Annotated in this window: 12 protein-coding genes and 11 pseudogenes; 8 read left to right on the top strand and 15 right to left on the bottom strand. The window is 59.3% G+C overall.

Annotated features, from left to right (window positions below; all coding sequences use genetic code 11):
• Window positions 1-35: 35 nt before the first annotated feature.
• Window positions 36-644, top strand: a complete 609-nt coding sequence (locus tag EOA75_RS19675) for an IS110 family transposase (RefSeq protein ID WP_245466682.1) — start codon at window positions 36-38, stop codon at window positions 642-644.
• Between the two features lie 256 nt (window positions 645-900).
• Here EOA75_RS19675 and EOA75_RS19680 read toward each other — a convergent pair.
• The 4 genes and pseudogenes from EOA75_RS19680 to EOA75_RS19700 form a co-directional block, all read right to left on the bottom strand.
• Window positions 901-1,236, bottom strand: a pseudogene (locus EOA75_RS19680) (transposase); the annotation flags it as partial.
• A 47-nt stretch (window positions 1,237-1,283) separates the two neighbouring features.
• On the bottom strand, window positions 1,284-1,415 hold the full coding sequence (locus EOA75_RS19685) for a LuxR C-terminal-related transcriptional regulator (protein ID WP_127324945.1): 132 nt from the start codon (window positions 1,413-1,415) through the stop codon (window positions 1,284-1,286).
• 425 nt (window positions 1,416-1,840) lie between these two features.
• Window positions 1,841-2,344, bottom strand: a complete 504-nt coding sequence (locus tag EOA75_RS35620) for a hypothetical protein (protein WP_127324946.1) — start codon at window positions 2,342-2,344, stop codon at window positions 1,841-1,843.
• Window positions 2,345-2,470: 126 nt separating this feature from the next.
• Complete coding sequence (locus EOA75_RS19700) at window positions 2,471-2,704, bottom strand: hypothetical protein (protein ID WP_127324947.1); 234 nt, start codon at window positions 2,702-2,704, stop codon at window positions 2,471-2,473.
• On the opposite strand from EOA75_RS19700, the gene EOA75_RS19705 reads away from it, so the two are divergent.
• A complete protein-coding gene (locus EOA75_RS19705; RefSeq protein WP_127324948.1) occupies window positions 2,703-3,707 on the top strand; it encodes an ATP-grasp domain-containing protein in 1,005 nt (334 codons plus the stop codon). The genes EOA75_RS19700 and EOA75_RS19705 overlap by 2 nt on opposite strands.
• Before the next feature lie 8 nt (window positions 3,708-3,715).
• On the opposite strand, the pseudogene EOA75_RS19710 reads toward EOA75_RS19705, so the two are convergent.
• The 3 pseudogenes from EOA75_RS19710 to EOA75_RS19720 form a co-directional block, all read right to left on the bottom strand.
• Window positions 3,716-4,333, bottom strand: a pseudogene (locus EOA75_RS19710) (IS5 family transposase).
• Window positions 4,334-4,682: 349 nt separating this feature from the next.
• A pseudogene (locus EOA75_RS19715) lies at window positions 4,683-4,852 on the bottom strand (IS21 family transposase); the annotation flags it as partial.
• Between the two features lie 6 nt (window positions 4,853-4,858).
• A pseudogene (locus EOA75_RS19720) lies at window positions 4,859-5,128 on the bottom strand (tyrosine-type recombinase/integrase); the annotation flags it as partial.
• 118 nt (window positions 5,129-5,246) lie between these two features.
• Here EOA75_RS19720 and EOA75_RS19725 point away from each other — a divergent pair.
• Entirely contained in the window at window positions 5,247-5,510 is a 264-nt protein-coding gene (locus EOA75_RS19725; RefSeq protein ID WP_127324949.1) for a hypothetical protein, read from the top strand.
• A 7-nt stretch (window positions 5,511-5,517) separates the two neighbouring features.
• A complete protein-coding gene (locus EOA75_RS19730) occupies window positions 5,518-6,009 on the top strand; it encodes a CmcI family methyltransferase (RefSeq protein WP_127324950.1) in 492 nt (163 codons plus the stop codon).
• Between the two features lie 169 nt (window positions 6,010-6,178).
• Here the strand turns inward: EOA75_RS19730 and EOA75_RS19735 are convergent.
• Window positions 6,179-6,850 (bottom strand): annotated as a pseudogene (locus EOA75_RS19735) (IS5 family transposase).
• A 157-nt stretch (window positions 6,851-7,007) separates the two neighbouring features.
• On the opposite strand from EOA75_RS19735, the pseudogene EOA75_RS19740 reads away from it, so the two are divergent.
• Window positions 7,008-7,214, top strand: a pseudogene (locus EOA75_RS19740) (transposase); the annotation flags it as partial.
• Between the two features lie 4 nt (window positions 7,215-7,218).
• On the opposite strand, the pseudogene EOA75_RS19745 reads toward EOA75_RS19740, so the two are convergent.
• The 3 genes and pseudogenes from EOA75_RS19745 to EOA75_RS35120 form a co-directional block, all read right to left on the bottom strand.
• A pseudogene (locus EOA75_RS19745) lies at window positions 7,219-7,308 on the bottom strand (IS5/IS1182 family transposase); the annotation flags it as partial.
• 69 nt (window positions 7,309-7,377) lie between these two features.
• Window positions 7,378-7,767, bottom strand: coding sequence for a group II intron maturase-specific domain-containing protein (locus EOA75_RS35115; RefSeq protein WP_348628669.1), 390 nt, complete (start codon window positions 7,765-7,767; stop codon window positions 7,378-7,380).
• Window positions 7,653-8,024 carry a hypothetical protein gene (locus tag EOA75_RS35120; protein WP_245466681.1) on the bottom strand — a complete coding sequence of 124 codons (372 nt, stop codon included), beginning with the start codon at window positions 8,022-8,024 and terminating at the stop codon, window positions 7,653-7,655. The genes EOA75_RS35115 and EOA75_RS35120 overlap by 115 nt, the downstream gene beginning before the upstream one ends.
• A 290-nt stretch (window positions 8,025-8,314) precedes the next feature.
• On the opposite strand from EOA75_RS35120, the pseudogene EOA75_RS19755 reads away from it, so the two are divergent.
• Window positions 8,315-8,665 (top strand): annotated as a pseudogene (locus EOA75_RS19755) (IS110 family transposase); the annotation flags it as partial.
• Here EOA75_RS19755 and EOA75_RS19760 read toward each other — a convergent pair.
• Window positions 8,565-8,843: a helix-turn-helix domain-containing protein gene (locus EOA75_RS19760; protein ID WP_127324954.1), complete on the bottom strand. Its 279-nt coding sequence runs from the start codon at window positions 8,841-8,843 to the stop codon at window positions 8,565-8,567. The pseudogene EOA75_RS19755 and the gene EOA75_RS19760 overlap by 101 nt on opposite strands.
• Window positions 8,844-9,000: 157 nt before the next feature.
• Window positions 9,001-9,129, bottom strand: a pseudogene (locus EOA75_RS35125) (IS110 family transposase); the annotation flags it as partial.
• Window positions 9,130-9,789: 660 nt separating this feature from the next.
• On the opposite strand from EOA75_RS35125, the gene wecB reads away from it, so the two are divergent.
• A complete protein-coding gene (gene wecB / locus EOA75_RS19770) occupies window positions 9,790-10,920 on the top strand; it encodes a UDP-N-acetylglucosamine 2-epimerase (non-hydrolyzing) (protein WP_245466684.1) in 1,131 nt (376 codons plus the stop codon).
• Window positions 10,921-10,943: 23 nt separating this feature from the next.
• On the opposite strand, the pseudogene EOA75_RS35130 reads toward wecB, so the two are convergent.
• Window positions 10,944-11,521: pseudogene (locus EOA75_RS35130) on the bottom strand (ATP cone domain-containing protein); the annotation flags it as partial.
• An 18-nt stretch (window positions 11,522-11,539) separates the two neighbouring features.
• Window positions 11,540-11,680 (bottom strand): annotated as a pseudogene (locus tag EOA75_RS35135) (3-oxoacyl-ACP synthase); the annotation flags it as partial.
• Between the two features lie 47 nt (window positions 11,681-11,727).
• Here EOA75_RS35135 and EOA75_RS19785 point away from each other — a divergent pair.
• Complete coding sequence (locus EOA75_RS19785; protein ID WP_245466685.1) at window positions 11,728-11,916, top strand: IS66 family transposase zinc-finger binding domain-containing protein; 189 nt, start codon at window positions 11,728-11,730, stop codon at window positions 11,914-11,916.
• Window positions 11,917-11,988 lie beyond the last annotated feature (72 nt).

The following is an 11,988-nucleotide window of genomic DNA, read 5'->3' on the forward strand; positions in this document are numbered from 1 at the left end:
GGCCACGACGCCATCATCGACGCCGCCTGCGAGGCTTGGCAGAAGCTCATCGCCCAACCCGAAACAATCGAATCAATCGGAATGCGAGAGTGGGCTCACGTCGGTCGAGCTTCATGACCCTTGGTATAAGTTGCCGCATCCGGGCGCTCGTCGTCGAGATGCGTGCCGAATGGCAGCAACTCGACGAACTCATCGATGCCTTGAACCGGGAGTTCATGGACCTTGTCCGCGCGCAGGAGCAGGCCCGGCGGCTGATGACCATCCCCGGCGTCGGCGTATTGAACGCCACCGCGCTGATAGCCGCGGTCGGCGATGCGAGCGCCTTCCGGCGAGGACGTGATCTGGCCGCGTGGCTTGGATTGGTGCCCAGGCAGTTTACGACAGGCGGCAAGCCCAGGCTGCTCGGCATCTCCAAGCGTGGCAACAAATATCTACGCACGCTGTTCGTTCACGGTGCTAGGGCGGCGCTGCCATCGTTGGCCAAGAGCGCGACACCTCTCGGGCGGTGGCTGTGCGGGCTTCTGGCGCGCAGTCACCGCAATGTCGCGGTCGTGGCGCTCGCCGCTAAGCTGGCACGTGTCGCCTGGGCGAGCCTGTGGCAGAATTCGATCTTTGAGCCGGCACACGAGGCTACGGCCGCCTGACCAACACGACTGTCGGCTTTAGGGAAAGCGGACGGTCACATAATCTGCGGGAAGGACATGAAGATGGCCTGACGGTCGACCGGCGTCTCGGAAACCTGGTTCAAAAAATGGCACTCGATGCCGTGCGTTTTATGAGGACCGGGGCGTGCGGATATCCATCTTGGCCGCGGGCAAAAACCGCGAGACCGGATACCTTTGAGCAGACCACTCAAGCCGACTTCAAAAACCTTGCAGGCGGGGCGGGCCATACGTTTTTGAACATCCAGCCGTGCCCGCGCAGCCAATCGCTCAAGGTGCTGCGGCCGATGCTCAGCGACCGCTCGGTCGAGATCTGCTCCACCATCTCGTTCAGCGTGATGTCCTTATGCTGCTCGATCAGCCCGGCGATAAAGTCTGCGTGCCCGTCGAGCCGCGACCCGCGTCGCCGTCCCTGCGGCCGGGGCGTCGTCTCGCCCAGCCTGGCCCTTGCCATCCAGCGGATCGCGCTCGATATACGCACCCCAAATCGTGCCGCCGCCTGACGCGCCGAAGTCCCTTCATCCGCAGCCCTCAAAACACGCAACCTAAGATCCTCTCCGAGCGCTCGCGCCATCGTCCACCTCCTGAAAGCAGACATTGAATCAGAAGCGGCGTCGGCCGTCACATCACAATCGATTCATCAATCCCCGGACGTGCTCTAGGTGTTCTGCTGGTGAGACCCAATTTCCGCATCGCATTTTTAACGTGGAAATTAATAGTACTCTCGGAAATTCCAATAATAATTTCGGCCATGATGTTTTTCCTCCGTAAATCCACGTAATGCAACCTTTTCTCTCATCGAGAGGTGGTGCTGTTCATGCGAATTATCACATTCTACTATCCTTGTATGGAATCGCGAGGCGGCTAGCTGCAACAAGTTCATAGCTCTGCTTTGAATTTCCATGCCGTCAGAGCGAGCAAAGCTCATAACCGCAAACCTCGCTTCAGGGCCGTGCAATGGGACGCTCATGCCGGACTTCAAGCCGGACACAGCAGCCTCATCGAACACACATCGTTCGTCTTCGGTCGTGTTTGCGTGTATGCGTCGCTCCACCGAAAGGCGGCAGAGCTCTATCGTGAGCGCAAACCGATCGAACAGATCTAAGGTCGGTGACCGTGCTCCGTCCCTTCCACTTGGCGACGGGCTTCTGGTTGATATCTGCCACGCCGAGCGAGAATTACTGACATGTCAGGATTGGGTGGCTAGCAACAGGAGCGCCAAACAGGAAGGCAGTTCGATAGGCCAATGGAGGCTCATCCGTGGGGCGAAGGATTCCGATAATGGAGTTCTTGGCTTCCGCGAATTTCACGAGGTCCCTCGCTCGACCGTAGTTGGCAGCCAAGGTCTTTTCATAGCTTTCCTGCTGATCGTTCTTAGCCATCGCAATTCGCCAAGGTAGATCGCTCATTCGACGGAGGAAGGACACGCGCAGCCAGAACTTGGCGCCTTCGGTCTGCTCAATCCAGATGCCGAGGATCGCCTTGGCGCTGTCCGCTTGCGCCGCGAAAAGCCCAGCCATCGCCAGGGCCGTCGAGGAATGTTTCTTGCCGAAGATGAAATTCCTGAACAACATCGTCGACAGGATCACCGGCGTATCAAGCGATGCTCCGACCGGGCTGGGCTTCGCGACAGCCTCACGGACGAGCCGGCTATTTTTCCGCAGGGACAGGGTTGCGAGCACCAGCGAACGACATCAGGGACCTTGAAGCTCTGTTCAACGCCGGTGCTTAAAGCCTAAAGTCAGGCTCAGCCCAGCCGTCACTTGACCCGTGGCAGGATTGCAACGGAAGCCAAGTGAAGACCGGCATCATTCGATGTCCGTGTTGCCGTGTTCAGCTGTTTCCAGTTGAAGACCTCTGTGTTCGGAACCCGACACACTGAGGCGCAAGTTTTTCGCCGTTGCGGCGCGAAACACATAGCTTTCCCCTTTTGCTCGCACAACGATCTTCGATGGCATGCCGCTTGCATAGGACACAGTGCAGACGAACGACAAGCCTAGCGGTCGAACGTAATAGCGGGAAACATGGAAGGAGTAGGTCATGCGGGTAGCTGTCGTGCAGAACTATGATCTTACGGGCGTGATCAACCGGTTCGGTCAGCCTTATCTGAAGCAATACTTTCCCGGAGAAACAGTAAAAAGCCTGGTGGCGGCACTGCAAGAGAGCGGCCACGAGACGCTGGTATGCGAAGGCGATAAGGGACTGCTCACTACTCTCGAGCGCTTCATGCCACCCGATTCGCAAGCCCGCCCTTCGGGAATTGTCTTCAACTTGGCGGAGGGAATTCAGGGCGAGCATCGTTACACGCACGTTCCGGCCATGCTCGAGATGGCCGGCATTCCGTACACCGGATCAAGCCCACTCGGGCAGGGGGCTGCCAGCGACAAGGTTATCGCCAAGAGACTCATGCGCGACCACGGTGTGCCGACGCCGAATTTTCGCGTGATGACTAGAGGGACCGAGTGTACTGGCGGCTTGCGATTCCCAGTGGTAGTAAAGCCGCGTCTCCAGGAGGCCAGCCGCGGATTGCAGCTCGTACACGAACCCGCTCATTTGAGGCAGGCCGTGGAAGCAATCATCACGCAGTATGCGCAGGATGCGCTCGTTGAAGAATACATCGAAGGGCGAGAAATCACTGCGGCGCTGCTCGGAAACGAAGAGCTTGAGGTGTTCCCTTTGGTGGAGCTGGACTTCGGCGACCGCCAGACGTTTTATACTTATGAAGCGAAGCACATGATGGCCGCAGAGCCGCAGGCCATTTGCCCGGCGCAAGTCGGGAGCAGTCTTGCGACGATGCTACGCGATGTCTCGGTAGCGACTTTCCGTGCCTGTCAGTGCCGGGATTATGCCCGTGTCGACCTTCGGATCGATCGCTCCGGTCAGCCCTTTGTCCTGGAGATCAACTCCATGCCGGCAATTGGTACGACCAGCTTTTATTCCCTGGCCGCGAGGACCGCCGGACATAGTTATTCGAGTTGGGTCAATCGCATCCTGGATGTAGCCCACACGAGATATTTCGGAACCAAGATCCCCAGGACGCAGTGACGATTTAACTATCTGAGCCATATCGCGATAGCGGTGAGTTTGACGAAGCCATAAAGTTGGCGAGTAGCTTGTCGTATCGGGTTGCGACACGGCGGAACTGCTTGAGCGACGAGATGGTCGGCGTCATATCCCTTGTCGGCGATGGCGCTTCCACCGTCGAGGTCGTCAATCAGGTCATGGGCCAAGGCGATACCGTTGCGCTGGCCTGGCGAGCCGATCAGGCGGACGGGAAGGCCGAGAGCCTCGGTTGCACCTTGGATTTTGGTGCTCTGGCCGCCTCGAGACCGGCCCAGGCCCTGGGCATCCGCCCCCCTTTCACCTTGCGGGCACCGGCGGCATGCTGGTGGGCTCGCATCAGCCACTCCAGGTCGGCTTCGCGGGCCAACATTTCCAGCATGTCGTCCAACACACCCATCTCGATCCAGCGATAGTAGCGCCGCTTCACCGAATGGTAATCGCCAAGCCGCTCCGGCAGGTCCCCGCCAGCGCCCGCCCGAACGCGCCATCCACAGCAGCGCGTTCAACTTGCGGTTATCCGTGCGCGGCCCGCGCTTACCCTTCGTGCCGCCGGGCACAAAACCCTTGATCCGTTCCCACTGGTCATCCCGAAGCGCGGCGCAGTCCATCGCCGGTCTCCAAAAATCAGCGTTGAATCTGATTTGCACCTCCATGGGAATCTGGAGGCTTCTGTGAGGTCCGTGGGCTCAAGGCTGGCGCTCGCTCAGCTGGGGCCGCGGGCAGGACTGGCGCTATGGGGATTGTTGTACGCGGAGCGCTGATAGGCAGCGGCTGCCCTTGGGCGTTGAGCCGTCGATGGGGTCTCATTTGGGTGGCGAGTGCGGGCCGAACAATGGTCTGAAGCATACGTGGAGCCATCGCAGGTGGCGTTGGGACGACGGCATCCACGCGCCCGGTCTGGGCGTGGCCTCAGTCGGTCATAATCGCGGCGCCGGTCATGAGGGGCTCAGGAGGTATCGCACGCGCGTGGCTGGCGATCCGCCGCCCCTTGTGGAAGATCTCGACAGTGTTGTCGGCGATACGCACATGGACGAGCTCGCGGATCAGGCGGTAGGGCGTGGAATACCAGTGCCCGTCCACTTCGACATGTAATCGGGCGCGACACGGCAACGCTTCCAGCGCGCAAAGATGTCGCGGCGAGGAAACAACCACTGGCCGGGCCGGGTCAGCCGCCAATAGCCGCGCAATCTCCAGCAGCGGCGGCGAAGACATCACGTAGCGGTCTCTGCCACCTTTGCCTTCCTCGACGCGAATAACCATCCGACGGCTGTCGATATCGGCGACCTTCATCCGTGAAGCTTCCAGTGCGCGCAGACCCGCCGCGTACGCCATAGTCAGCGCGACCCATTCCTCAATCCGTTCACGGCTTCGAGAAAGCCGACCACCTCGTCGGCGCTCATCACTTACGCGCTTGTAGCCCTACCTAATTTGGTAGCTCCTCAAGGGAGAAAGGCCGTGGTTAGCTGGTTATAGAGATCAATCGGCCGCTACCCCGCTAAAGAACGTGTAAGGAGATATACTATGGAACTTGATTCTGGACATAAGGCCTTTTGGGAAGTCGCCCATAAGAACCATCCGGAGCAGTTAAAGCCTGGCGGAGCTCTTGATTTTGCAGCAGTGCTAGCCGGCGCGGTGAATTCCAATGGTCCTGACCGCTTTGCAAAACCATCTGCACGAGGATGGAATTCATCTTTCCACGCAAAACTCTTCCCCAACTATTCGACCAAATTGGGAGCCTTGGCGCAAACCTACAAAGGTCTTCTAAACGTAAAGAACCCTTTTTGACCTACATTTGTATACAAGACTTATTTGGGAACTACAACCAAAGACAATTCTCGAACGCGGCTCACTTCAGGGTGGAAGCGGGATGTGGTTTGCCGATCAGATGTCTGTTTTGCGCGAGAACCAAGGCGAAGTTCATTCTTTCGACATCAATTTTGAATGCATTCATGAAAGAGCTAAGCATCCACTGCTTACGTTTCATGCAGTCGATCTCTCAAATGTTGCAAATTTTGATGAAGATTTACTTTCGCAACTACCTCACCCGTGGCTCGTAGTTGATAATGCGCACGTGCAAATATTTTCTATATTTTCTTACCTTGGGCGATTTCTCGCATCCGGGGACTATTATGTCATTGAAGACGACCCAATGCGCGCAGATAAAGAAATTATCGCCGGACTACAGATAGTAGAACAATCTGGATTTTTGATTGACACTTATTACACTGATGCGTTCGGAATCAATTTCACTTGCGCCCCGAATGCATGGTTTCGAAAGTCCTAACGTTTGCGCAATCGGCTGCTTGTTTTCGCCAAGGATTGCCCCCGCAGGAGGAAGGACAGCAACTGCTGACGGTCCGACCAACGAGTTTTCCGCAACTGTTTGAGACCTGCCATTTCATCTGGTCCTCTTTGCTGATGCGGTCATATGCCGTTCCCTCTACGGTTCGGACTCACAACCACAAAGCGACCTTCGCGGCGATCTGGACTGCTGCGAGGAAGTGGAGGCGTTCCGGTCGTAGCGCGTTGCGATGCGCCTGAAATCCTTGATCCGGCAGAACGTGCGCTCGATGGCGTTGCGTCGCGCTAGAGGAAAGGCGAGAAGCAGTCCTTCCAGATGCGGTTGGCCTTGGGCGAGATGTTGGCGAAAGCTCCTCGGTCGCCGATCTGCCGGCGAATGGCGCTGCTGTCGTAGCCCTTGTCAGCGCTCGCGAGGCCGGTGTCTGGCAACTGTCCAAGCAGGGCTTCGCCTGCCTTGGTCGGCGACGTTGCCGCCCGTCAGCATGAAGGCGACAGGCCGCCATGGCCCGTCGGTCAGAGCGTGGATCTTGGTGGTACGGCCGCCGCGCGAGCGGCCTGTGGCTTGGCTGCACTCCTCCCTTTCCCGGCCTCTGCGCAGCGATGTTACCGCACGGCTGAGGAGTCAATGAGTATCTGCGCGGGCAGTCCTCCGGCACTGGCGAGCGCATGGAAGATGTCGCCCCATACGCCCGTGGCGGCCCAGCGCCCGCCGCTCCTGATGACCTGGACAATACCCTGATCATCGGGCGGTCATCGACGCGCGGCTTGCCTCGCGTGCCGCCGGGAAGATACGCCTGCAGCTTCGACCTTGCACTCTTCGCAATGTCAAGCTGGCGCTAGAACCTCTCAGAGCCTGACTCGAAACTCGGTTACGTGTGAGGTGGAGCTGCGCGGCGGCGGAGCATGAGGCGGATGGAGGCGATGAATGTCCATGCCTGGCGCTTGCGATAGTCGCCTCGAAGTCCTTGGCGAGCCGGCGACAACGTCACCGCCTCCATTCGACAGCTTTACTCGTGGCTGCGCCATCCATTCGCCGACGGCGGCTATGCCGGAGAAAAACTGATGCAGGCCCTGGCCGACCGGAGCACGTGGACCATCGAAATCATCAAGCGCTCCGACACGGCCAAGGGCTTCGAGGTTCTGCCGCGACGATGGGTCGTCGAGCGAACTTTCGCCTGGCTCGGACGCCAACTGCCCCATCCCTGTCCTGGATGTCGGCCGCGTGCACCCTCAGCCCGACAAGGTGCCCCTCGGTGTCGGTAATGATATGGCGCTTGCGGCCGTCTGTAGAGTCGAGGAAGGGCGCGGTTGCGTTCCAGAGCGGAAGCGCTCCGTTTCCCCTCCCCGCTCGTCAAACCGGACGTGCGGAGCTACCGCATCCGGCTTTCCGACTGGCCTCGTTGTAAGGCCCACGGGGCGGCGCTCCCTGCCCGCGACGAAGACGCAGCACGCCCAGTTTCTCGGAGATGTTCTCTCGGGAGACCTGGCCCGTGCCACGTCCTTGCAGCTTGTGCCGTTTGCGCAGGAAGTTGCTGACGCGGTCATGGACATGTCGGTCAACGGCTTCGTAGGCCGGTGCTCGGGTGCCGTGGCAGAAGTACGTCGACCAACCGAGCAGAACCCGGTTTAGTTGAGCTCGCACCTCCGGCCACGCACCTTGTTTCCCGGCCTCAGGAGTTCGCTGACTTTCGTCTTGACCCGCTGCACGCTCTTCTTGGACGGGCTTGCGCCCAGATACCACCGGCCACCGTTGAGGAGGTAGTGTGGTCCCAACGAGTAGCCAAGGAAGTCGAAGCGCCCGTGTCGGGCACCCTTCACCGAGGTCTTGGCCTCATTGAGTGTCAGCCCGAGTTTCGTCATCACCGTCCGCGTCCACGCCAGCGCCTCAGCTGCATGACCGCAGCTGAGGATAACGAAGTCATCGGCATAGGAGATGACATGAGCACGGAACGCTTCGCCGCGTCCGGTGAGCCGCCAATGTTTCAGGAAGCGGTTCATGTAGATGACCGAGAGCAGCGGGCTTGCGACCCCGCCCCTGCGGCGTGCCGCACTTGGCTCGCCTGCCCCCGCTCATGTGTCGTTTCCCGTCACCGTCCCGCTCTTCGAGGTGGAACCTTCCTCCACTGGTGATACGCGCCTTCGAGGCTCACTCTTGCCGGCATCGTAGCCACGCAAACCGGCAACGTCCGTGGTCTTTGCTGATGGGGTGGATGCCAGCCTTCTCCGACGGCATCGCAATGTGCCAAAGTTTGTGGTGTTAGCGCCACGCAAAGGAGAGGCAGGCATCCATGGAAAAGGTTACCATCATTGGGGTCGATCTGGCAAAGATCGTCTTTCAGCTGCACGGGGCGGCAGCTGATGGATCGGTTGTGTTCCGCAAGAAGCTGTCGCGCCTGCAGTTTTGCAAGTTCATGGCGAGTCAACCGGCATGTGTCGTGGCGATGGAAGCGTGCGGCAGCTCGCACTACTGGGCCCGTCAGATGGCTCGGCTTGGCCATGAGCCAAGACTGATTGCCCCGGCCTATGTCAAACCGTTCGTCAAGCGGCAGAAGAACGACGTCGCAGATGCGGAGGCGATCGTCGAAGCAGCGCAACGACCGACAATGCGCTTTGTCGAACCGAAGACCAAGGAGCAGCAGGGCGCCCCGGGCTCGGCATTAGATTGCCACACGTCCGCAGCTGCTCACGCCAGGCATATAAGCGTTGGCGGTGAATACCCAGTTCATCAGCTAATCGGCTGACGTTCTCGCCGTTTTGCATCCGCAAGAGCATGGAGAGCTTCTCTTGTTCGCTAAATCTCGGCTTTCTTCCAACCATTTCCAGTTCCTGCAATCCAGAAACTGTCCCATATTTATTTGTCTCAGTCGAGGGGTGCACTCCAAAACTGTCCGGGAATTAACGGAACTCTTGTCCGGCTTTTGCGAAATCCGCAACTACTCTTCGAAACCCGTCCGAGCCGCTCCTTGCCCGCTTAGGAATGTTGCCGCGGGACCAAGCCCAGTCAGGCTGCAAAGTCTCGGCCACGTTTGAAGCTCGCCATTTCGGGTTCGAACGCCTTGATCGCCAGCGCCGTGAGGGGCCGCCCGTGTATTGTGTGCAACCGTTACGCTGTACCGGTCGCCACGGCCAGCTTCTTGCGTTATTTTGTCATTGCCTCGATCCGTACTATCTTCGGGCAATCTGGTCGCTGATATCCCAACTGCCGGGAAGAGTCAGCAGTCAGCGACGCTTCGAGGGACGGTCCAACCAATTTCTCCTCGTACACCAGATCCCCGCCGGCTGTCGGCTCTGTCGGGTTCGTGACCACAGTCTCGTTTTGCTCCATTGGCTAAATAGCTGTAAGCAATCACAAAATTTTTGTTCAGCTCGATCAGCCAAATAGGCACGAGTTTTGCGTCTATTCGTGGAGGAGTGGCGGCAGCTATAGCCGACCAGCATTGATGGCGCGGTTAGCCGCGATGGATGAAAACAAAGGAAATACATCTGCGTCAGACCACATTCTATGGGAAGCGCGCATCGCTAGGTCCGCCACGTACCAAAGCGGTGCTCGTAATCCGGTCGGCTCGGTGAGAGGATCCTGGTCGTCCGGCGGGGATTGGCCAAGACGTGGTCGCTTCGGCCCAAATGGATGACCCCTACAGGGCCCCTGATGCAATTCCTTGGCAACTGCGGTCGCCGGCCCCCAACGCACACGCGAGACACGACCACCAGTAGTGTCAGTAGAGAACGCCTCAGATTCATTGGAGAGACGATATTGCGCAAAGTGGCATTCATTTTCGGTACTCGTCCTGAGGCGATTAAATGCGCCCCAGTCATCAACGCAATGAAGTCCGACCGCAGGTTCGAGCCACTCGTTGTTTCCACGGGGCAGCATCGCGAGATGCTCGATATTACTTTAATGGAATTCGGCATTCGGCCGGATATCGAACTAAACATAATGCAGCCTCGCCAGACCTTGTCGCAGGTCACACATCGAATACTGGAGATGCTCTCCGGGCAAATTGACCAATGGGGAATGGACGCAGTGATCGTTCATGGCGATACCGCGAGCACCTTGGCAGCCGCTCTGGCCGCCTTCCAGCACCGTATCCCCATCATCCATCTCGAGGCGGGCTTACGCAGCGGCAACATCGCATCACCATACCCAGAGGAGGCCAATCGGCGCCTCGTTGCCCAGATAGCGGATCTCCACCTGGCGCCGACCATCCGAAGCAGCGAAAACCTTGTCCGCGAAGGTGTGCGTGAGGATCGTGTCGCGGTCACCGGCAACACGGTCGTCGATGCCCTTCGCTGGGCGGCCGAAAATGCTACCGCGTTCGCCGAGCCCGCACTTGCCGATCTCAACAACGATACCCGGCGAATCGTGGTCGCCTCAGCACATCGACGCGAGTCGTGGGGTGCACCGATGCACGAGATCGCAAGAGCTCTGGTGCGCCTATCATTCCAGGAAAACGTTCGTGTGATCGTCCCATTGCACAAGAACCTGGCAGTGCGCGAAGTCATGTTGCCCTATCTGAGCGACCAGGCGAATATTACGGTGGTGGATCCGCTACCGTACCGGAATTTCTGCAGCCTGATGCTGCGCTCGCACATCATCATCTCGGATAGCAGCGGCGCAGAGGAAGAAGGCCCTTCACTCGGCAAACCGACGCTTATTTTAAGGGACATCACCGAGCGGCCTGAGGCTGTCGAAGCTGGCACGGCGCGCCTTGTGGGCCGCAGCACCGCGCGCATCGTGAGTGAAGCGACCCGACTGCTGTGCGATCCGGACGAATACTTGCGAATGGCCAAGCCCGTGGACGCCTACGGCGATGGAAAGGCGACAACTCGGGTTATCGATGCAATCGCGAGATATTTCGCTGCACAGACGGGACGCGAGGCGCTGGCCAACTAATGGGCATCAGATGTCAGTGGCGTGACCAGGCGGGCCGAGACATAGGCGTAGTTGGCTCCTGTTCTATCAGGGTACGCGCGGCCAAGATCTGTGCCAGAGACAGTTCGTCGAGCGAGATGTCGTCGTAGAATTACGGCAGGCTTCGGTCAGGACCGGCGCGGCAGGGACGACATCCAGTCCGTCGCAGGCCTCCTTGACCATGCGCGACAAGCGGGCCTCATCGACCGGTGCCACCGCGCCGTCATCGCCCTTCACCTGCAGTGAAGGCTGCGCGGGTCCGGCGGCAGTCGCTCTCTCTTGCGCGAGCTCCCTTGCCCGCTCCTCGCGATAAAGCACATAGGCGGCGCTATTTTGTGATGTTCGCCGCGCATCAGCGCCAGTTCGACCTGGTCCTGCTGCACCTCCTCGATGTGGAAGGTGCGGCCAGCATCGGCCCGGCGGGCGAGCGCGGCGATGACCTGCGCCGTCAGTTGCTCGACTACGTCGTGGACACGCCGCGAGCCGGCCGCCGTGGAATCCTCGACCGCGAGGAAGGCTTTGGTCAGCGCGACGTGACCTTGGTTAGATCGAAAGGCGTGATCGCGTCGTTGCGGCGGATCAATCGGTAACCAGGCTCTGAAGCAGGCGCGCCCGCGAGGTCGGCCCCGCCGGCCCTTTCAAGGCCGAGCCTGTGCGCCACCAGCGGCGTGCTCGGCGGCAGCAGATGGTCAGGTGTCGACGTGGCAAGCAGCAGGCCGATCTCCTTGCGATCGATGCCGGCTTGCAACCCGAACCTGCCGCGCAAGCGGGTGATTCGCCGTCTTGCGCATGCTGCCCAGGCTTGCGGCGGCGATCTGCGCCATGGGCGAAGATCACGAGGAGATGCTCGATCTGGTCGCCCAGGCCTGGCAGGTGATCGAGACCGTTCGAACCAAGTACAGCTGCCGGACCTGCGATAAAATCATTCAGGCGCCGGCACCGACTAATACCAAGGGTCATGACGCTCGACCGACGTGAGCCCACTCTCGCATTCCGATTGATTCGATTGTTTCGGGTTGGGCGATGAGCTTCTGCCAAGCCTCGCAGGCG

This window comes from Mesorhizobium sp. M1A.F.Ca.IN.022.07.1.1, from assembly GCF_003997575.1.
Classification (GTDB): domain Bacteria; phylum Pseudomonadota; class Alphaproteobacteria; order Rhizobiales; family Rhizobiaceae; genus Mesorhizobium.